Origin of the sequence: Variovorax sp. J31P179 (genome assembly GCF_030316985.1) — a bacterium.
GTDB lineage: Bacteria > Pseudomonadota > Gammaproteobacteria > Burkholderiales > Burkholderiaceae_C > Variovorax > Variovorax ginsengisoli_B.
This window is the reverse complement of sequence record NZ_JASZYL010000003.1, coordinates 116313-135768: the sequence shown is the minus strand read 5'-3', so window position 1 is coordinate 135768 and position 19456 is coordinate 116313. Positions and strand designations below refer to the sequence as shown.

Sequence of the window (19456 nt, the reverse complement as noted above, 5' to 3'; positions counted from 1 at the left end):
ATGAGGGCGGGCGCTTCAATGCGCTTGATGGGAGCTGAGGATCTGGCCCAGGAACTGGCGGGTCTTCTCGTTCTTCGGATTGCCGAAGAATTCTTCCGGCGGCGCCTGCTCGACGATCTTGCCGTCGGCCATGAAGATCACGCGGTCGGCCACGCTGCGCGCGAAGCCCATCTCGTGCGTCACGCACAGCATGGTCATGCCGTCTTCGGCCAGGCCGATCATGGTGTCGAGCACTTCCTTGACCATCTCGGGGTCGAGCGCCGAAGTGGGCTCGTCGAACAGCATGATCTTGGGCGCCATGCACAGCGCGCGCGCGATCGCCACCCGCTGCTGCTGGCCGCCCGAGAGCTGGCTTGGGTACTTGTGGGCCTGCTCCGGGATGCGCACCCGCGTCAGGTACTTCATCGCCACCTCTTCGGCCTCGGTCTTGCTCATGCCGCGCGAGCGCATCGGCGCCAGCGTGCAGTTCTGCAGGATCGTGAGGTGCGGGAACAGGTTGAACTGCTGGAACACCATGCCGACCTCGGCGCGCACCGCGTCGACGTTCTTGCCGCCGGCCGTGAGGTCGATGCCGTCGACCACGATCTTGCCCTGCTGGACCGTCTCGAGCCGGTTGATGCAGCGGATCAAGGTCGACTTGCCCGAGCCCGAGGGCCCGCAGATCACGATGCGCTCGCCGGTGCGCACCGACAGGTCGATGCCGGTCAGCACCTGGAAGCTGCCGTACCACTTGTTCACCGCGTCCATGCGGATGATGGGGTCGGCGGCGGTCGCGACTGCGTCAGTCATGGATGTTCCCTGGAGTTGTCCGGCTTACTGCAGCTTCGGCAGATCGGTCTGCAGCCACTTCTGGTAGAGCTTGTTCAGCTCGCCGTTGGCCGAGTTCTTGGCCACGAAGTCGTTGACGTTCTTGAGCAGGTCGTCCTGGCCCGGCCGCATGGCGATGCCCATGTTCTGCTGCACCAGGTTGAACTTGTTCTCGAAGGTGTTCGGCGGCACGCGCTTGGCGATCTGCGCGGCGACCGTGGTCGAGGCGCCGATGGCGTCGACCTGCCCCGACATCAGCGCCTGCATGGCCGAGGCGTCGTCGTCGAAGCGGCGGATCTCGGTGCCTTCGGGCGCGGCCTTGGTCACGGCCACGTCCTGCGTGCTGGCACGCGCCACGCCCACGCGCAGGCCCTTCAGGTCGGCCGCGCTCTTGATCGGCGTGCCGGTCTTGCCGTACAGCACGATGGTCGCCGCCGCGTACGGCTGCGAGAACTGCACCTGCTTGGCGCGCTCGGGCGTGATCGCCAGCGAGGCGACCAGCAGGTCGACCTTGTTGGTCAGCAGGAAGGGGATGCGGTTCGGGCCGGTGACCGGCACGATGTTGGCCTTGACGCCCCACTCCTTGGCCAGCAGCTTGGCAACGTCGGCGTCGTAGCCGTCGGGCTGGTTCTTGGCGTCGGTGGTGCCGTAGGGCGGGAAGTCGACCAGCATGCCGATCGTGATCTCGCCCTTCTTCTTGATGTCGGCCACGCTCTGGGCCGAGGCGAAGGGCGCGAAGGCGGTCAGTGCGGCGCCCAGGCCGAGGGCTGCGAGGGCAGCGCGGCGGGTGGTGGAACGGATCATGTCAGGTCTCCTAGGTTGAGGACTGGAATCGAAGAACGGAAAAACTCAGCGGGCCAGCGCGCGGGCGCGCTTGCGCTCCATGCGCGCGGCCAGCAGCGACAGCGGCCAGCAGATGACGAAGTACAGCGCCGCCACGGTGCTGAACACATGCAGCGGCTGGAAGGTGGCGTTGTTGATGATCTGGCCGGCCCGCGTGATCTCGGTGAAGCCGATGATGGCCGCCAGCGAGGTGCCCTTGATGATCTGCACCAGGTAGCCCACGGTCGGCGGCAGCGCGATCTTGAAGGCCTGCGGCAGCACCACGTCGCGCATCCGCGCGCCGTAGTGGAGGTTCAGCGCCTCGGCCGCCTCCCACTGGCCGCGCGGAATCGCCTCGATGCAGCCGCGCCAGATCTCGCCCAGGAAGGCGGCGCTGTTGAGGACCAGCGCCACGCCGGCCGCGATCCACGGATTGATCTCCAGCCCCAGCACCGGAGCGCCGAAGAAGATCAGGAACAGCTGCAGCAGCAGCGGCGTGCCCTGGAACACCTGGATGAATCCGGTCGACAGCACGCGTGCCGCCTTGTTGTCGGAGGTGCGCGCCAGCGCGATCGCGAGGCCCAGGACCGCGCCGCCGACGAAGGCGATCGCCGACAGCGCCAGCGTCCACTGGGCCGCTTCGAGGATGAACAGGAATTCGGGGAAGCCGAAGGTACGCATGGTTGGGGCCTGTCCTTAGCGCCGGTCCGGATAGTTGAGGGTGCGCCGGTAGATCAGCTTGAACAGCGCCGAGAACGCCAGCGACAGCGCCAGGTAGATGCAGGCAACCACGATGTAGATCTCGAAGCTGCGGAAGGTCTGCGACTGCAGGTTGGCCGCCACCGAGGTCAGGTCGTCGGCCGAGATGACCGACACCACGGCCGAGCTCAGCATCAGCAGGATGAACTGGCTCGTGAGCGCCGGGTAGATCGCCTTCAGCGCCGGCTTGATGATCACGAAGCGGAAGATCTCCCAGGGCTTGAGGTTGAGCGCCCGGCCGGCCTCGATCTGGCCCTTGGGGATCGACTCGATGCCGGCCCGCACGATCTCGGCCGCGTAGGCCCCGAGGTTCACCACCATCGCGGTCAGCGCCGCGGTGTAGGGCGACCAGCGCAGCCCGATGGCCGGCAGCGCGAAGAAAAAGAAGAACAGCTGCACCAGGAACGGCGTGTTGCGGATGACCTCGATGTAGGCATTGACGACGAAGCGCAGCCAGGCCGGCCCGGAGGTCTTGCCCCAGGCGCAGAAGACCGCCACCACCAGGCCCAGCAGCGTCGCCACCAGCGACAGCTGGATCGTGATCCAGGTGCCTTTCAGCAGCAGGGGCCAGGCGGCGAAGACGGCATCGAACTGGAATTGGTAGTTCACGGGGGGCGTCGATTCGAAGGCGGGTTCGGGTTGGTGCATCCCCGCAGTCGAAAGACTTCATCGGGGGGCAGCGAAGTATATTTGAAACCGGTTTCAGCACCATCCTAGGGATTCCCCTAGGTCGCGGCGATGCCTACACTGGCGCCATGCCTATCACCGAATTGGCGGACGCCGAAGCGGAGCTTTCCGGCGCAGTTGCAGCACCTGACGTGCAGCACCTGCGTCAAACCCTTCTCTGGCCGCTGCGACTGATGCCGACCCATCAGCCGCGCCATGCGCAGCGCGGCCCGTGGCAGGTGCTGCGGGACCTGGGCGACGCCTCGCCCTGGCGCGAGGAGATCGACGAATACACCGGCGCCAGCGACCGCTTCCACGAGCGCCACTACAACGAGTTCGTGAGCTTCCTGCCCTACGTGCAGCGCTTCCTCTACGGCGATGGCCGCAAGGGCCGCGCGGCCGGCGGCGCCAACGGCGGCGATTCGCCGATGCGCGTGTTCCGCCGCAGCGACGTGGCGGCGGTGCGCGTGGTGGCGCGTCCCGGCACGCCGCCGATCACCCTCGAGGTGGTGCATGTCGACCTCTACTTCTTCTTCGATGTCGATGTCGTGATGCTCAACGTCGAGGTCGGCGCCGACCGGCTGAGCCTCGCGCAGGCGCACGAGGTGCTCTATCGCTTCGGCCGCGCCTACCCCGGCGGCTGGGACGCGCAGGGCCACGCGCTGCACTGCATGAGCAGCGTCGAGTGGCTGGCGGCCGACGGCAGCGTGCTGGCGGCGTCGGACGCGCAGCAGCGCGAGGCCTTCCTGTCGCACGTGGCCGAGCACCGCGCGCCGCGCCTGGCCGCGCACTGGGCCTGGCTCATGCGGCCGCTGGTCAGCGACCATTCGGAAGAAGCCGGCGCGCTGCGCTTTCGCCAGATCGAGTACTACCGCATGCCCGTGATGGCCTATCTGGCACTCGACGATCCGCGGCAGCTGTCGCGCAACGACTTCATCCGGCTGGCGCTGGTGACCGGCGCCGCCGAGCCGGCCACCACCGGCGGCGGACCGCTGCCCTATGCCGACGAGCTGGTGCAGGACTTCGAGAAGCGCTATTGCTACGACCGCTTCTGGGTCGATGCCGGCGCCGCGCCGCGCACCCGCTACCTGTGCAACGGCCGCGCCCTGATCGTCGTCGGCGACGCCCACGCCGACTACTTCTGCTGCCGCGACCGCGGCGTGCTGGCGCAGTTCCGCCACCAGCACTTCCTGCTGTTCGTGATCGCGCATTTCCAGAAGGCGGCGCTGCTGATGTATTCGGACCGCCTGGTCGAAGCACTGCGCATGTTGAACGTCAACGACGTCGCCAGCGTCAAGCGATTCAAGCGCGCGATCCGCGCCAGCTTCGAGGGCTTCCTGCGCTTCACGCACCGCTACTGGTTCCACGAGATCTCGGAGCAGGCACAGGTGCGCGCACTGTTCCAACTGTGCACCACCCACCTCGGGCTCGATCCGCTCTACGACGAGGTCAAGGAGCGCATCGCCGACATGAACACCTACCTCGAGGCCGACAGCCTGCGCCGGCAGGCCAACACGGTGGTGCGGTTGACGGTGGTCACGCTGTTCGGCCTGATCGGCACCATCACGACCGGCTTCCTCGGCATGAACCTGCTGGCGGAAGCCGATGCGCCGTTGTGGCGCAAGCTGCTGTGGTTCGGCATCGTCTTCGGATTCACCACCTGGCTCACGGTCTACACCATGGTCAAGTCGAAGCGGCTGTCGGACTTCATCGATGCGCTGTCCGACGAGCGCAATACGCTGCGCGACAAGTTCGGCGTGCTGGCGCGGGTCTGGCGCCCCGGCTCCGACTAGGACGTACTCGCCACCCCATCCCTGACCCGCGGCAGCCAGACTTCGATCGCCGCCGGATCCGTCAGGCCCGGGCGCGGCAGCAGCCGGATCGCCCAGGGCTGGCCGGTCGGCGACTCGGCGGTCTCGGTCAGGGCTTCGGCGCAGGCACGCGCGGACTCGTCGCGGATGACGACGGTCGGCACCGGATGCCCCACCGGCGGCGCCCGGCCGGCGCGCCGCGAGGTGCTCAGCACGTCCTCGATCGGCGGCACCGAGGCGCCCAGTTCGCGCCACGGGCCGCGCCAGGCGCGCGCCTTGTCGCGCAGGCCGGTGCCATAGGTCAGGATGTAGACAACCGTGCCCTCGCAGGCATCGGCCGCGATCGGCGTGGCCGGCCCGCGGGTGTCGTCGGGCGACGGCGCGGCGGTCGGCGGCGGCGCGCTCGCGACCCGGTCGCCGGCCCCGAATCCGGCAACGCGGTCGCGCAGCCAGACGGCAAGCTGGAAGGGCTGCGGCAAGGTGCCGCTGCAGTTCTGCTTGGAGCCGGTCTGGCCGCTGTAGTCGCGGGCCCAGTAGCGCGGCGCGCACGGCGGAGCCTGCGCCGGCTGCAGGCAGTCGATGCCGTTGCCGGGATCGAGCAGCCGCGCGCACGCCGGCGAGCGCTGGCCCGCAGCCTCGCCCGCGCAGGCCTGCTTGGCATCGTCCACCATCCGCACCGAGAGCCGGAACTTGGCCATGAAGTTGTCGCTGCCCTCGCGGCACAGCAGGTCCCCGGTGCGCAGCAGTTCGGCCGCCAGCAGGGCCGGCGCATCGCCGCCCCCGCCGCCGCCGTGCAGGCGGGCCCAGCGCTCGGTGAGGTCCTTGAAGGCGCTGTTCTCGGACTTCTCCTGGTCGGCGCGCTGGGCGCGCCAGCTGTCGATGCCCTGCCAGGCGGCGACGCCGAAGGTGGCGGCGGTGCCGATGCCGATCGATGCCGTCACCGCACCGGCCTTCAGCACCCGCGCCTGCAGCCGGCTCATCGAGCCCACGGCGGCCGCCGCGGCGCTGTCCTTGTCGCCCGGCTTGACGCCGCGGGCGCTCGAATCCGGCTGGCCGTCGTCGAGCATGAACAGGCCCGGCGCACCCTGCGCCACGTGCTCGAGCATCTCCTCGTCGAGTCGGAAGCCGATCTCCGAACCGAGCCGGAAGTAGCTTTCCCACTGCGCCTCGTCGAAGAACTGGTCGGTGGTCGGCTGCTGCGGGAACAAGGGGTTCGCGGCCTTGAAGTTGACCAGGTCGACCGGCAGCGAGGCAGAGACGTTGGGCTTGACCAGCACGATCTGCCCGGTCTGGCCGCTCGCGTAGCGCACCTGCGCCAGCGCCAGGCAGGCCTGGCTGGTCGGCGAGGCCAGGTCGTTGAGCGAGCCGAAGGCGCCCAGGTGCGTCCATTCGGCATCCGGGCGCGGCTTCATGAAAGTGATCTCTGCGTTGAGGTCGATGCGGGCGCGCCGGATCAGGACCTCGAGATCGCAGAAGCGGTAGTCCGGATCGGCGCCGCAGTCGGCGATCACGATCAAGGCCGCCTCCTGCCGCAGCAGCGCGTAGGCGCCGGTGTTCTCGAAATGGCCGCCGTCGCTCAAGTACCAATTGGCCGAACTGCTGCCCGGAAAGGCGCCGAAGCATTCGAGCAGCAGGAAGCGGGTCTTCATGAGAAGCGGGCTCGCATGCACCACCGCGCCGTGCTGGACGATCCCGGCCCCGGCGCTGTTCCACCAGTAGCCCAGCCGCAGGCCCGCGAACAGCGACAGCGCCGAGATGCCGCGCTTGGTCAGGCGGCCCAGCCCCGGGGCGAAGGCCGCGCCCGAGATCGCCATCCAGCCGCCGAGCGTCAGCGCACCGTCGCCATGCGCCTGCGCCCAGGGCGCGCCGCCGGCCTGCATCCAGCCCAGAGGGCCGATGGTCAGCGGCTGGCTCTTGCGGTCGCGGTTGAAGAGCCTTTCCTTGGTGTCGTGCGTCTGGTTGATGCAGACGTTCGCCAGGTGCACCGGACCGCCCTGGGCGTGCGGCGCGTAGCGCAATTGCGAGATGTCGTCGTGCGGGTCGACCTCGCCCACCGGCACCTGCGGCGGCTCCAGGCCGGACACCTTGTCGGTCGGCTGCGCGCCGAGCCGCCGCGCATTGGCGGCCCCGAGGTAGCCGCGCACGATCCGCGCCTTGTAGAACATGTGCAGCGACGACGCATTGAGAAAGGCGAAGTTGCGCCCGGTCGCCAGCGCGTAGACACCGATGATCACGGCGATGGTGCCGAGCCAGGCCCAGCCGCGCATGAAGTCCAGCCCGGCGGGCGTGAAGACCGGCAGCAGCACCGCCGCATAGACCACGCCGATCCACCAGGCCGCGAGGCAGAAGGCCAGCACCAGCCCGAGCAGGCTGGCCAGGGTCAGCATCACGGTCTTGCCGATGCCGGGCAGTTCCTGCCGGTGCGACAGCAGCATCGGCAGCACGCCGCGCAGCGCCGCGGCCGCCACCAGCAGCACCGCGCCATAGGAGACCCGCTGCTGCTGGCCCTCGGCGGCCAGCCACCAGGCGCTGCGGTCGAGCAGACCCAGCATGACGATCAGCAGCGCGGTGTTGAGCACCGAGGCCAGCCGGTCGGTCAGCTCGTTGCGCAATTCGGCCGGCGACCGCCGCCTGCTTCGGTACAGCACCCACAGCAGCGCGACCACCCAGCAGGCCGCGAAGGCCTCGAAGCTGGGCGCCAGCCACGGCGGCCCGCTGAAGCGCAGCATCAGTTCGGGCGCGACGAAGGCGGCCCCGATGCCGAGCGCCAGCCACATCGCGACCTGCAGCAGCATCGACGAGGTCGATGGCTTGTCGTGCACCGACCAGTAGGCGCAGGCCAGCACCACCGAGGCGAGGAAGGGCCCGACCAGCGTGAACCACAGCGTCGGCCACAGCGTGGCCCACTCGACGGCCAGGCGCATGAACTGCGCGGCATCGATCTGGGTGCTTCGCACCACCGCGTCGGGCGGCACGCTGTTGAGGTCGACCGCACGGAACACTGCATCCCAGAGCAGCAGGTTGGTGGCCGCCAGCACCATGCCGATGAGGCTGGCGGCGATCGCCAGTTCGATGTGGGTGGCCAGGAGGTTGCGCAGGTACAGCGCGGTCGCGAACAGGGTGTCGCGCATGCCGCCCGGGATCAGGTAGCGGCCGTTGGCGCGCAGCCACCAGCCGAAGCGGGCGCGGTCGACGTCGCCGAGCGCGCTCTCGATCGCGCGCACCTCGTCCGCCGACTTCGCGTTGGTGCACAGCCGCCCGAGCGCAGCGCCGATGTAGCCGCCACCCGAGACGGTCGACATCAGGTCGAACTTGAGCAGTTGCCGCCGCACCGCCAGCGCCTTCAGCAGGCCCAGGCAGAAGGTGGCGCTGCGGATGCCGCCACCCGACAGTGCCAGGCCCCAGGGCCGTCGGCCATCGTCGGCGCCATGCAGGGCGCGTCGACGCTCGGCGACCAGCTTCTGGATGGTCTCGTCCATTCGGCTCCTCGTCGTTCAATGCAATATTTCACGCCTGCGGCGGGGTATCAATGGCTCGAACGGCCTATGCCGGAGCCCCGGGAACGGCACGAGGGCGCCGCATTGGTTAAGCTCGCGGCGCCCCGGCCTGCCCCTTTTTCCGGAAATCCCTCCCATGACCACTGCGCTCTCCCGTGCCGCGACTGCCGCCCTGGCACTGGCGGCTTGGACGCTGCTCGCCGGCTGCGCGAGCCGCGTCCAAGCCTGCGAGAGCCCCTACGCCGCTTCGCCCCAGTTCAAGGACTGCGGTTTCAGCAACCCGCCGAACCCGGACGCCCTGCCCTCCGCCGGCAGCTGGAAGATCTGGTCGCGCTTCCTCCTCGAAGCCAAGACCGGCACCGTGCCGACCGACCCGATCCCGGTGCAGGCACTCGACGGCGCCCAGCTCTCGGCGCTCGATCCGCAGGCCAACCACCTGGTGCGCCTGGGCCACTCATCGCACCTGCTCAAGCTGCAGGGCCGGTACTGGCTGATCGATCCGGTGTTCAGCGAACGGGCTTCGCCCTTCCAGTGGCTCGGCCCGCGCCGCTTCCACCCACCGCCGATCGCGCTCGAACAGTTGCCGCCGATCGCCGGGCTGATCCTGTCGCACGACCACTACGACCACCTCGACACCGCCACCATCGGCTACCTGGCGCAGCGGGTGCAGCGCTACTTCGTGCCGCTGGGCGTCAAGGCACGGCTGGTCGAGCTCGGCGTGCCGGCCGAGCGGGTCACCGAGCTCGACTGGTGGCAGCAGGCGCAGTTCGACGGCGTCGAGCTCACCGCGACCCCGGCGCAGCATTTCTCAGGCCGCACGCTGAACGACCGCGACCGGACGCTGTGGGCGTCATGGGTGATCCAGAGCGGCGGCCAGCGCATCTTCTACAGCGGCGACTCGGGTTATTTCAAGGGCTTTCGCGAGATCGGCGAACGCTTCGGCGGCTTCGACCTGGCGATGATGGAGAACGGCGCCTACGACGCCTACTGGCCGGCGGTCCACATGACGCCCGAACAGAGCGTGCAGGCCTTCGAGGACCTGCGCGGCAAGGTCCTGTTCTCGGTCCACAACAGCACCTTCGACCTCGCGTTCCACACCTGGCACGATCCGCTGGACCGCATCGCCGACCTGTCCGAAGCCAGGAAGATCACGCTCGCCACGCCGGTGATCGGCGAGGTGCTGACGGTCGGCCGGCCGCGCACCAACGTGCGCTGGTGGGCGGGGTTGAAGTAGCAGCGCCTGTCGAGCCTCAGCGCTTCTGCTGCCGCTCTCGCGCCCGCCGCACCTGCCGGCTCTGCCCGGCCTCGGCCGCCGCGCGCGCCTGGTCGGCCTTCTTCTGGCGCCGCCGCTTCGACAGCCAGCGCCCCAGGGCGAAGCTCGCCAGGCCGCTGAGCAGCGCGATCACCAGCCCGATGATTCCGATTTCCATCCGCGGCTCCGCTACAGCACGCGCACGACGGCCGAGGGCTTGAACCCGAGGTCGGCCGCCTTGCCCTTGCGCGCACGGGCGCCGCGGGCGTTGTTGAGCGTGCGGATCTCCAGCGTCTCCTCGCGCTCCTTGCCGCCGCGGCCGATGCCCTCGATCTTCACGCTGCGCGTGTAGGCCGCGGCACCGGCGAGCGTGTCCTTGGCCTCGAGGTCGATCAATGTCAGTCCGCGCCCGCCCTTCGGCAGCGCCTTGAGTTCGCCGATCTCGAAAGTCAGGATGCGGCCGCCGGTCGAGGCGCAGGCCACGTGAGTCGCCGCCGGCATCGGCTCGGCGCCGCCGGCCCCGCCGACCAGCGAAGGCCGGCACAGTTGCTCGCCCTCGCCGACGTCGATGAAGGCCTTGCCGCCGCGCTGGCGCGAGACCATGTTCTCGACCGCCGCGATGAAGCCATAGCCGCCGGTGTTCGCGAGCAGCAGGCTCGCACCGAGCGGGCCCGCGAAGTAGTGCGCCACGTGCGTGCCGCTGTCGAGGTCGATCAGGGTCGTCACCGGCTGTCCGTCGCCGCGCCCGCCCGGCAGCGATGCCACCGGCACGCTGTAGACCCGCACGCCCTTGTCCTTGGCGGTGCCGAAGACCAGCAGCGTGTCGACCGAGCGGCATTCGAAGGCACCGTACAGCGCATCGCCCGACTTGAAGCTGTACTCCGGCGCCGCGGCACCGGCGGCGCGCTCGCTGGCCCAGCCCTTCTGCGTGCGGACCCAGCCCTTCTGCGAGACGATCACGGTCACCGGCTCGTCGACCACGCGCACCTCGGCCACGGCGCGCTTCTCGGCCTGGATCAGGGTGCGGCGCGCATCCTCGAAGCTCTTGGCGTCGGCCTCGATCTCCTTCACCAGCAGGCGGCGCAGCGCCGCCGGGCTGGCGAGGATGTCCTCGAGCTTCTTCTGTTCCTCGCGCAGGCCCTTGAGCTCCTGCTCGATCTTGATCGCCTCCAGCCGCGCCAGCTGGCGCAGCCGGATCTCGAGGATGTCCTCGGCCTGCCGGTCGCTCAGGTTGAAGCGCGCGATCAACGCCGCCTTCGGGTCCTCCGCCGCGCGGATGATCGCGATCACCTCGTCGATGTTGAGCAGCACCAGCTGCCGCCCCTCGAGGATGTGGATGCGGTCCTGCACCTTGCCCAGCCGATGCCGTGAACGCTTCTCGACCGTGATCTCGCGGAAGGCGATCCACTCGTTGAGCATCTGGCGCAGCGACTTCTGGGTCGGCTTGCCGTCGATGCCGACCATCGTCAGGTTGATCGACGACGAGCTCTCCAGCGAGGTCTGCGACAGCAGCATCGTCGTGAACTCGTCCTGGCTGATGCGCGAGGTCTTGGGTTCGAACACCAGCCGCACCGGCGCGTCCTTGCTCGACTCGTCGCGCACCACGTCGAGCAGCGACAGCACCGCGGCCTTCAATTGCGTCTGTTCGGCCGACAGCGCCTTCTTGCCGGCGCGGATCTTGGGGTTGGTGAGTTCCTCGATCTCTTCGAGCACCTTCTGCGAGCTGACGCCCGGCGGCAGCTCGTTGACCACCAGCTGCCATTGCCCGCGCGCCAATTCCTCGATCTTCCAGCGGGCCCGCACCTTGAGCGAGCCGCGGCCCGTGCGGTAGGCGTCGGCGATGTCGGCCGCGCTGCTGATGATCTGCGCGCCGCCCGGATAGTCCGGCCCCGGCACCAGGGCGAACAGCTCGTCGTCGGTCAGCTTGCCGTTGGCCTTGATCAATGCCACGCAGGCGTCGGCGACCTCGCGCAGGTTGTGGCTCGGGATCTCGGTCGCCAGGCCGACCGCGATGCCGCTGGCGCCGTTCAGCAAAGTGAACGGCAGCCTGGCCGGCAACAGCCGCGGCTCCTCGGTCGAGCCGTCGTAGTTCGGGATGAAGTCGACCGTGCCTTCGTCGATCTCGTCGAGCAGCAGGCTGGTGATGCGGGCCAGCCGCGCCTCGGTATAGCGCATCGCCGCGGCGCCGTCGCCATCGCGGCTGCCGAAGTTGCCCTGGCCGTCGACCAGCGGGTAGCGCTGCGAGAAATCCTGCGCCATGCGCACCAGCGCGTCGTAGGCGGCCTGGTCGCTGTGCGGATGGAAGCGGCCGAGCACGTCGCCGACCACGCGCGCACTCTTCACCGGCTTGGCGCCGACGGTGCCGTTGGCGCCGCCGAAGCCGAGCCCCATGCGCGACATCGAATAGAGGATGCGCCGCTGCACCGGCTTCTGGCCATCGCTGACATCCGGCAAGGCGCGGCCCTTGACCACGCTCAGCGCGTATTCGAGATAGGCGGTCTGGGCATAGTCGGCCAGCGTCAGCGCGCCATCGTCTTCGGGGCTCTGCAGATCGAGCGAAGGTTGGGAATCCATGGGAGAAAAAGAAGCGAAAAGAAGAAGTTTTCGAGGTTCAGGGCGCCACCGGGGCGCCGGGTTCAACGGCCGCCGGCGGCGGCAGGTCGGGCAATTCCGGCATCTGAGGCATGCGCGACCGGTCGGACGGCATGTTGCCACGTCCGAGGGCGCCGCCCTTGGGCACCGCCAGTTCCATGTGGATGCGGCCGGCCGACCTGCCGCCGCGCCCCAAGGCCGCCGAGGGCTTCAGGTACGCGTAGAGCTGCAGCACGGTCGTCACGTAGTTCTGGGTTTCGCGGTAGTTGGGAATCTTGTTGCCGGCACGCTGCACGGCGCCCTCGCCGGCGTTGTAGGCCGCCAGCGCGAGTTCGATCCGGCCCGGGAACATCGCGATCAGGTCGCGCAGGTAGCGCGATCCGGTGGCGATGTTGACGCGCGGATCGAAGAGCTTGGTTTCGATCGACGCCCGCTTGTCCGCCGCCACGCCGTAGCGCTGGGCGGTCGCCGGCATCACCTGCATCAGGCCGAGCGCGCCCTTGGGCGACACCGCCTGCGCATCGAAGCCGGATTCGGTCGCGATCAGGGCCTGCAGCAGCTCGTAGTCGATGTCGTGCTTGCGCGAGGCATCGCGCAGCGCCGACTTCGCCACCTTGTAGCCCGGCGATGCCTCGACCAGCGCCACCAGGGCCTGCGAGGCGCGCGGCGCCTTGCCGTCGGCGGCGCCCCCACGGCGCAGCGGCGCCAGGCCATTCGCCGTGTCGAAGCTCTGGCCGCCGCGAAAGAACAGCTGGTAGCGCTCGTCGAGCTTCTCGGCCGCGAAGTGGGCGCCGCCCTTCTCGTCGATGTAGCCGTAGATGTCGGCGGCGCAAACCGGTTGCGCGGCCAACCCCAGCGCCAATACGAACGCCGACATCGGGCTCAGAAGCAGTCCGGGAAGTCTCAACGAGATCACCATCGCGCACTATGACTTCGACCAGGGCTGCCATGAGTGGGCACTGCGTCACAAATTGTTTTCTCGAGGGCCGTCAACCGATCAGCGATGGGTCTGCCCCATCGCGCAGCGAAACCTTCCGTCATCGGTGATCCTTGCGCCGCGCGTCCAATTCGCGACGCGTGCGGGCCAACTCATCCGCCAACAATTGCTCATTCGGCAGCACCGTCAGGTATTCCGCCGCCAGAACCTTGTTCGGCAGTCCGTCCAGCGCGTAATGTGCCTCGGCCGTGCCCTTTTCTGCGCAAAGAATCAGCCCCACGGGTGGGTTTTCGCCAGGCTTCATCCAATGCGCGCGCGCATAGTTGAGATAGAGATGCATCTGCCCGGCATCGGCATAGCTGAACTTGCCGACTTTGAGGTCGATCACCAGCAGGCACCTGAGCCGGCGGTGAAAGAACAACAGATCGATGCGAAACCAGCTGTCGTCGATGCGCAGCCGGCGTTGGCGGCCGACGAAAGCGAAGTCATCGCCCAATTCCAGCAAGAAGTCGGCCAGATGCCTGGTCAACCCATCTTCGAGATCGGACTCGGAATATTCGTCCTTGAGATTCAGAAACTCCAGAACGAACGGGTCCTTGATGGCCTGCTCAGGCGTCATGAGGTCCCCAGGCTCGGCAACCTCGCCTTGCCGAAGCATGACCGCCTTGTCGCGCGACAGCGCGGCACGTTCGTAGAACTGACTGCCGATCTGTCGATCGAGCTGACGCACGCTCCAACCGCTGCGCAGGGATTCGGTCTCGTAAAAGGCGCGAGCCTGCTCGTTCTTGACCGAAAGCAAGCGAACGTACGCAGACCAAGGCAGCGGAAACACCTGAGCAAGCGCCGCCAGATCGGATTTCGCAGACGCTGTCTGCGAAATGTGCGAAGCAGGCCACGCGAGGTAGAACAGCCGCATCTGCTCGAGGTTCCGCTCCGAGAAGCCTCTGCCGAAACGCGAAGACAGATCGGCTGACAAGCGCTTGAGCAGGAACTGCCCGTAGGCCGCCCGATCCTGCCCGCCCTGTTCGAACTCGATGATGCACCGGCCGATCTCCCAGTCCGTCGCCGTCATCAACGCATTGACGCTGCGGGCCGCGGCGCGCCGGGCCATTTCCAGCAGCGCAACGATGTCGCCGTGGATGCCGCTATAGTCCACGCCGACCGGGCTTGGATCCGTCATTTCAGGTTGTACTGCAGGACGCTTCGCTAGATGTCAACTTCCACGTCGTCCGCGCGCAGCTCCATCAGTTCACGCCGCGCCGCCGCCTCGCCCTTGCCCATGAGCTTGGTGATCTCGCCCTCGGTGCCCTGGGTGTCGAAGCGCCCGAGCCGCACCTGCAGCAGCCGCCGCGTATCGGGGTTGAGCGTGGTTTCCCACAGCTGCTCGGCGTTCATCTCGCCCAGGCCCTTGAAGCGGCTGATGCTCCAGGCGCCCTCGCGCACGCCGTCCTTGCGCAGCTTGTCGAGGATCGCCGTGAGTTCGCCCTCGTCGAGCGCGTAGACCTTGGAGGCCGGCTTCTTGCCGCGCGCCGGCGCATCGACCCGGAACAGCGGCGGCTTCGCCACATACACGTGGCCGGCCTCGATCAGCTTGGGGAAATGGCGGAAGAACAGCGTCAGCAGGAGCACCTGGATGTGCGAGCCGTCGACGTCCGCATCGCTGAGGATGCAGACCTTGCCGTAGCGCAGGCCCGACATGTCGGGCGTGTCGTTGGGTCCGTGCGGATCGACGCCGACCGCCACCGAGATGTCGTGGATCTCGGTGTTGGCGAAGAGCCGGTCGCGTTCGACCTCCCAGGTGTTCAGCACCTTGCCGCGCAGCGGCAGGATGGCCTGGCTCTCCTTGTCGCGGCCCATCTTGGCGCTGCCACCGGCCGAGTCGCCCTCGACCAGGAAGACTTCGTTGTGCGCCGTGTCCTTGCTTTCGCAGTCGGTCAGCTTGCCGGGCAGCACGGCGACGCCGGAGCCCTTGCGCTTCTCGACCTTCTGGCCGGCCTTCTGCCGCGTCTGCGCGGCCTTGATGGCCAGTTCGGCCAGCTTGCGCCCGTAGTCGACGTGCTGGTTCAGCCACAGCTCGAGCGCCGGGCGCACGAAGCTCGACACCAGCCGCACCGCGTCGCGCGAGTTGAGTCGCTCCTTGATCTGGCCCTGGAACTGCGGGTCCAGCACCTTGGCCGACAGCACGTACGAGGCCCGCGCGAACACGTCCTCGGGCAGCAGCTTGACGCCCTTGGGCAGCAGCGAATGCAGCTCGATGAAGCTCTTGACCGCATTGAACAGGCCGTCGCGCAATCCGCTTTCGTGGGTGCCGCCGGCACTGGTCGGGATCAGGTTGACATAGCTCTCGCGCACCGGCTGGCCGTCCTCCGTGAAGGCGACGCACCAGTCGGCGCCCTCGCCTTCGGCGAAGTTGTCGGCGTTCTTGTCGGCATGGCCCGCGCCTTCGAACAGCGGGATCACCGGATCGCCGTTGAGCGTCTGCATGAGGTAGTCGCGCAGGCCGCCCTTGTAGAGCCAGGTCTGGGTCTCCTTGGTCTTTTCGACCACCAGCGTGACCGTGACGCCCGGCATCAGCACCGCCTTGCTGCGCAGCAGGTGGGTGAGTTCGTTGATCGGCAGCGCGGCGGATTCGAAATACTTCGGATCGGGCCAGGCGCGCACCGTGGTGCCCTGGCGGCGGTCGCGCGCGCCCTCGCCGTTCGAGGCCGCGGCGCTCTCCTGGGGCCGGACCTTGAGCTGCTCGACGACGTCGCCGGCCGAGAACGCGAGCTGCGCCACCGAGCCTTCGCGGTACGAGGTCACTTCGAGCCGGGTCGACAGCGCATTGGTCACCGACACGCCGACGCCGTGCAGGCCGCCCGAGAAGCTGTAGGCGCCGCCCGATCCCTTGTCGAACTTGCCGCCCGCGTGCAGCCGGGTGAACACCAGCTCGACCACCGGCGCCTTTTCTTCCGGATGCAGCCCGAACGGAATGCCGCGGCCGTCGTCCTCGACGCTGACCGAGCCGTCGGCGTGGAGCACGACCTTGATCTTCTTGCCATAGCCCGCGAGCGCCTCGTCGGCCGCGTTGTCGAGCACTTCCTGAATGATGTGCAGCGGGTTGTCGGTGCGGGTGTACATCCCCGGCCGCTGCTTGACGGGCTCGAGGCCCTTGAGGACGCGAATCGAGGATTCGCCGTAACTGCCTGGTTCCTTGCTTGCCATGGCGGCGGATTCTAGGCCCCCACGCTCCCCCACTTCGTGTGGGTCGCTGCCCCCCCGAGGGGGTGCGGTCCGCCTTGGGGCGGCCCGGCGGCGGACCAGGCCTTGGTTTCGGCCCGCCCACCGCCATCCGCGCCGCCCGCATCAAATAGGGCCAAAAATATCAACAATCCCGGTCCCCGGGTCGCCGACGCCGCTCACGGCTTTTGGGTACATTTTCTGCCATGACAACCACTTCCCAGCCGCTCAGCATCCAGCGGGTGCTCATCTGCGGCGCCCTCATCGTCACCCTGTCGATGGGCGTTCGCCATGGCTTCGGGCTGTGGCTGCAACCGATCACCCAGGACCAGGGCTGGACCCGGCAGGCCTTCTCGCTGGCGCTCGCGATCCAGAACCTTTCATGGGGCATCGTCGGCGTCTTCGCCGGCATGCTGGCCGACAAGTTCGGCGCGCTCAAGGTCATGGTCGGCGGTGCCGTCTTCTATGCGCTGGGGCTGGCCGGCATGGCGCTCTCGCACACGCCGCTGATGTTCGCCCTGACCGCCGGCGTCCTGATCGGCGCCGCCCAGGCCGGTACCACCTACGCGGTGATCTACGGCGTCATCGGGCGCCAGATCCCGGCCGAGCGCCGCTCCTGGGCGATGGGCGTCGCGGCCGCGGCCGGCTCCTTCGGCCAGTTCCTCATGGTGCCGGTCGAGGGCCAGCTGATCGCCCGGCTCGGCTGGCAGACCGCCCTGCTGGCGCTGGCGGCCCTGGCGCTGCTGATCATCCCGCTGGCCTTCTCCCTGCGCGAGCCGCGGCTCGCCGCCGCCAGCGGCAAGCGCGACCAGACCATCCTGCAAGCGGTCCAGGAAGCCTTCAAATACCCGAGCTTCGTGCTGCTGATGGCGGGCTACTTCGTCTGCGGCTTCCAGCTGGCGTTCATCGGCATCCACATGCCGAGCTACCTGCGCGACAAGGGGCTCTCGCCCGAGGTCGCCAGCTACGCGCTGGCCCTGATCGGCCTGTTCAACATCTTCGGCACCTACACCGCCGGCGCGCTCGGCGCCCGGCTGGCCAAGCGCAAGCTGCTGGCGGCCATCTACCTGAGCCGGGCAGCCGCCATCGCGCTGTTCCTGCTGGTGCCGCTGTCGCCGCTCACGGTCTATGTGTTCGCCGCGGCGATGGGCTTCCTGTGGCTCTCGACCGTGCCGTTGACCAGCGGCATCGTGGCCCAGATCTTCGGTGTCGCCCACCTCTCGATGCTGGGCGGCTTCGTCTTCCTGAGCCACCAGGTCGGCTCCTTCCTCGGCGTCTGGCTCGGCGGCTACCTGTACGACCGCCTGGGCAGCTACAACCTAGTCTGGTACCTCGCGATCGCGTTCGGCGTCATGGCGGCGCTGGTCAACCTGCCGGTCAAGGAAAGCGCGATCGCGCGGCCCCGGCTCCAGCCCGCCTGAGCCATGTCCAGGTCCACCCGCGATCGTCTGGTCCATGCCGCCTGGCTGGGCGCCGCTGCGCTGGCGCTGGCCGGCGTCTTCGCGCTCTATGTGCGCCCGACCTTCCTGGTCACGCTGGTCGACCAGATCTGGGCCTGCTTTTGAATCACGCCAGCCTCACCCCCTCGCCCTGGATCGTCCGCTGGTCTCACCTGCTGGCGCCCGGCGCCGGCGTGCTCGACGTGGCCTGCGGCAGCGGCCGCCACATGCGCTGGTTCGCCGAACGGGGCCATGCGGTGACCGGCGTCGACCGGTCGCCGGATGCGGTCGATGCCGCGGCGGCCTTCGGCCATGCCGTGCTGGCCGACATCGAGTCGGGGCCCTGGCCTTTCGAGGGCCAGCGCTTCGGCGCGGTGGTCGTCACCAACTACCTCTGGCGCCCGCGGCTGGCGGACATCGTCGCGGCGGTCGCGCCCGGCGGCGTTTTGCTCTATGAAACCTTCGCCGCGGGCAACGAGCAGGTGGGAAAGCCCTCCCGGCCCGATTTCCTGCTCCAGCCCGGCGAATTGCCGGCCGCCTGCGCCGGGCTGCGGGTGGTGGCGTACGAGGACGGCTTCCTGTGCGATCCCGAGCGTTTCGTCCAGCGGATCGCCGCCGTCCGCCCGCAGGCCGCCTCTGCAATGCCGCCCCGACATCTCCTCCAAGCCCCCTAGCGGGGCCCGCCCGTACCGGAGGACGGGCCCAGGTCAGTAGAATGGCTGCTTTTCGGGCAACCCACAAAGAGATTCCCTTGGAGCAACTGACAGGTAGCATCGTTGCGCTCGTCACGCCGATGCATGACGACGGCAGTGTCGACTATCCCGCCCTGCGCCGGCTGATCGACTGGCACATCGACGAAGGCACCGATTGTCTCGGCGTCGTCGGCACCACCGGCGAATCGCCGACGGTCGACGTCGAAGAGCACTGCGAGATCATCCGCGTCTCGGTCGAGCAGGCGCGCGGCCGCGTGCCCGTGATGGCCGGCTGCGGCGCGAACTCCACCAAGGAAGCGATCGAGCTCGCCAAATACGCCCGCGGCGTGGGCGCCGATTGCCAGCTCCAGGTCGTGCCCTACTACAACAAGCCGACCCAGGAAGGCCAGTACCAGCACTTCAAGGCGATCGCCGAAGCGGTGGGCGACCTGCCGACGGTGCTCTACAACGTGCCCGGGCGGACCGTCGCGGACATGGCGCACGACACCGTGCTGCGTCTGGCGCAGGTGCCCGGCATCATCGGCATCAAGGAAGCCACCGGCAACATCGAACGGGCCCAGTGGCTGATCCGCGAACTGCCGAAGAATTTCGCCGTCTATTCCGGTGACGACCCGACCGCGGTCGCGCTGATGCTGTGCGGCGGCCAGGGCAACATCAGCGTCACCGCCAACGTCGCGCCGCGCAAGATGCACGAGCTGTGCGTCGCGGCGATCGCCGGCGACGTCCGGCGGGCCATGCAGATCCAGTTCGAACTGATGCCGCTGCACCGCAACCTGTTCGTCGAACCGAATCCGATTCCCGTCAAGTGGGCGATGGCACGGCTGGGGCTGTGCGGCGGCGCGCTGCGGCTGCCGCTCACCGAACTCGCCGAAGGCGGCCGGCCGGCGGTCGAAGCCGCGCTGCGCGCCAGCGGCCTGCTCAAGGATTGACCCCACCTTTACA

16 protein-coding genes are annotated in these 19456 nt (G+C 68.4%); 6 read left to right on the top strand and 10 right to left on the bottom strand.

Annotation, left to right across the window (positions count from 1 at the left end):
* Positions 1–15: 15 nt before the first annotated feature.
* The 4 genes from QTI17_RS08765 to QTI17_RS08750 are packed head-to-tail and all read right to left on the bottom strand — an operon-like array spanning position 16 to position 2997.
* Positions 16–789, bottom strand: a complete 774-nt coding sequence (locus tag QTI17_RS08765) for an amino acid ABC transporter ATP-binding protein (RefSeq protein ID WP_286532383.1) — start codon at positions 787–789, stop codon at positions 16–18.
* Between the two features lie 24 nt (positions 790–813).
* Positions 814–1611, bottom strand: coding sequence for a transporter substrate-binding domain-containing protein (locus tag QTI17_RS08760; protein ID WP_286524766.1), 798 nt, complete (start codon positions 1609–1611; stop codon positions 814–816).
* A 45-nt stretch (positions 1612–1656) separates the two neighbouring features.
* Positions 1657–2310 carry an amino acid ABC transporter permease gene (locus QTI17_RS08755; protein WP_286532380.1) on the bottom strand — a complete coding sequence of 218 codons (654 nt, stop codon included), beginning with the start codon at positions 2308–2310 and terminating at the stop codon, positions 1657–1659.
* Positions 2311–2325: 15 nt separating this feature from the next.
* Positions 2326–2997: an amino acid ABC transporter permease gene (locus tag QTI17_RS08750; protein WP_286532378.1), complete on the bottom strand. Its 672-nt coding sequence runs from the start codon at positions 2995–2997 to the stop codon at positions 2326–2328.
* A gap of 146 nt (positions 2998–3143) precedes the next feature.
* Between QTI17_RS08750 and QTI17_RS08745 the strand changes: the two genes are divergently transcribed.
* A complete protein-coding gene (locus QTI17_RS08745; RefSeq protein ID WP_286532376.1) occupies positions 3144–4847 on the top strand; it encodes a magnesium transporter CorA family protein in 1704 nt (567 codons plus the stop codon).
* Here the strand turns inward: QTI17_RS08745 and QTI17_RS08740 are convergent.
* Entirely contained in the window at positions 4844–8344 is a 3501-nt protein-coding gene (locus QTI17_RS08740) for a patatin-like phospholipase family protein (RefSeq protein WP_286532372.1), read from the bottom strand. The genes QTI17_RS08745 and QTI17_RS08740 overlap by 4 nt on opposite strands.
* A 154-nt stretch (positions 8345–8498) precedes the next feature.
* Between QTI17_RS08740 and QTI17_RS08735 the strand changes: the two genes are divergently transcribed.
* Entirely contained in the window at positions 8499–9596 is a 1098-nt protein-coding gene (locus QTI17_RS08735; protein WP_286532371.1) for an MBL fold metallo-hydrolase, read from the top strand.
* A gap of 16 nt (positions 9597–9612) precedes the next feature.
* Here QTI17_RS08735 and QTI17_RS08730 read toward each other — a convergent pair whose 3' ends face one another.
* The 5 genes from QTI17_RS08730 to QTI17_RS08710 all read right to left on the bottom strand — a co-directional run bounded on the left by QTI17_RS08730 (position 9613) and on the right by QTI17_RS08710 (position 16347).
* Positions 9613–9792: a hypothetical protein gene (locus QTI17_RS08730; protein WP_286524772.1), complete on the bottom strand. Its 180-nt coding sequence runs from the start codon at positions 9790–9792 to the stop codon at positions 9613–9615.
* A gap of 11 nt (positions 9793–9803) precedes the next feature.
* A complete protein-coding gene (parC, locus tag QTI17_RS08725; RefSeq protein WP_286532369.1) occupies positions 9804–12188 on the bottom strand; it encodes a DNA topoisomerase IV subunit A in 2385 nt (794 codons plus the stop codon).
* A 37-nt stretch (positions 12189–12225) separates the two neighbouring features.
* Positions 12226–13083, bottom strand: coding sequence for a lytic transglycosylase domain-containing protein (locus QTI17_RS08720; protein ID WP_286532366.1), 858 nt, complete (start codon positions 13081–13083; stop codon positions 12226–12228).
* A 160-nt stretch (positions 13084–13243) separates the two neighbouring features.
* Positions 13244–14323 carry a PDDEXK nuclease domain-containing protein gene (locus tag QTI17_RS08715; protein ID WP_286532364.1) on the bottom strand — a complete coding sequence of 360 codons (1080 nt, stop codon included), beginning with the start codon at positions 14321–14323 and terminating at the stop codon, positions 13244–13246.
* Between the two features lie 26 nt (positions 14324–14349).
* Positions 14350–16347, bottom strand: coding sequence for a DNA topoisomerase IV subunit B (locus QTI17_RS08710; RefSeq protein ID WP_286532363.1), 1998 nt, complete (start codon positions 16345–16347; stop codon positions 14350–14352).
* Positions 16348–16568: 221 nt separating this feature from the next.
* Between QTI17_RS08710 and QTI17_RS08705 the strand changes: the two genes are divergently transcribed.
* The 4 genes from QTI17_RS08705 to dapA are packed head-to-tail and all read left to right on the top strand — an operon-like array spanning position 16569 to position 19443.
* A complete protein-coding gene (locus QTI17_RS08705; RefSeq protein ID WP_286532362.1) occupies positions 16569–17783 on the top strand; it encodes an MFS transporter in 1215 nt (404 codons plus the stop codon).
* Positions 17784–17786: 3 nt separating this feature from the next.
* Positions 17787–17927, top strand: a complete 141-nt coding sequence (locus QTI17_RS08700; RefSeq protein ID WP_286532360.1) for a hypothetical protein — start codon at positions 17787–17789, stop codon at positions 17925–17927.
* Positions 17924–18475: a class I SAM-dependent methyltransferase gene (locus QTI17_RS08695; RefSeq protein WP_286532358.1), complete on the top strand. Its 552-nt coding sequence runs from the start codon at positions 17924–17926 to the stop codon at positions 18473–18475. The genes QTI17_RS08700 and QTI17_RS08695 overlap by 4 nt, the downstream gene beginning before the upstream one ends.
* Positions 18476–18516: 41 nt before the next feature.
* Positions 18517–19443, top strand: coding sequence for a 4-hydroxy-tetrahydrodipicolinate synthase (dapA, locus tag QTI17_RS08690; RefSeq protein ID WP_286532356.1), 927 nt, complete (start codon positions 18517–18519; stop codon positions 19441–19443).
* The last annotated feature ends 13 nt before the right edge of the window (positions 19444–19456 follow it).

Bases quoted from the DNA above. Each gene is read 5' to 3' on its own strand.
- QTI17_RS08765 (WP_286532383.1), bottom strand. From the start codon at position 789: ATGACTGACGCAGTCGCGACCGCCGCCGACCCCATCATCCGCATGGAC.
- QTI17_RS08705 (WP_286532362.1), top strand. From the start codon at position 16,569: ATGACAACCACTTCCCAGCCGCTCAGCATCCAGCGGGTGCTCATCTGC.
- QTI17_RS08755 (WP_286532380.1), bottom strand. From the start codon at position 2,310: ATGCGTACCTTCGGCTTCCCCGAATTCCTGTTCATCCTCGAAGCGGCC.
- QTI17_RS08760 (WP_286524766.1), bottom strand. From the start codon at position 1,611: ATGATCCGTTCCACCACCCGCCGCGCTGCCCTCGCAGCCCTCGGCCTG.
- parC (WP_286532369.1), bottom strand. From the start codon at position 12,188: ATGGATTCCCAACCTTCGCTCGATCTGCAGAGCCCCGAAGACGATGGC.
- QTI17_RS08730 (WP_286524772.1), bottom strand. From the start codon at position 9,792: ATGGAAATCGGAATCATCGGGCTGGTGATCGCGCTGCTCAGCGGCCTG.
- QTI17_RS08745 (WP_286532376.1), top strand. From the start codon at position 3,144: ATGCCTATCACCGAATTGGCGGACGCCGAAGCGGAGCTTTCCGGCGCA.
- QTI17_RS08720 (WP_286532366.1), bottom strand. From the start codon at position 13,083: ATGTCGGCGTTCGTATTGGCGCTGGGGTTGGCCGCGCAACCGGTTTGC.
- QTI17_RS08735 (WP_286532371.1), top strand. From the start codon at position 8,499: ATGACCACTGCGCTCTCCCGTGCCGCGACTGCCGCCCTGGCACTGGCG.
- QTI17_RS08715 (WP_286532364.1), bottom strand. From the start codon at position 14,323: ATGACGGATCCAAGCCCGGTCGGCGTGGACTATAGCGGCATCCACGGC.
- QTI17_RS08700 (WP_286532360.1), top strand. From the start codon at position 17,787: ATGTCCAGGTCCACCCGCGATCGTCTGGTCCATGCCGCCTGGCTGGGC.
- dapA (WP_286532356.1), top strand. From the start codon at position 18,517: ATGGCTGCTTTTCGGGCAACCCACAAAGAGATTCCCTTGGAGCAACTG.
- QTI17_RS08740 (WP_286532372.1), bottom strand. From the start codon at position 8,344: ATGGACGAGACCATCCAGAAGCTGGTCGCCGAGCGTCGACGCGCCCTG.
- QTI17_RS08710 (WP_286532363.1), bottom strand. From the start codon at position 16,347: ATGGCAAGCAAGGAACCAGGCAGTTACGGCGAATCCTCGATTCGCGTC.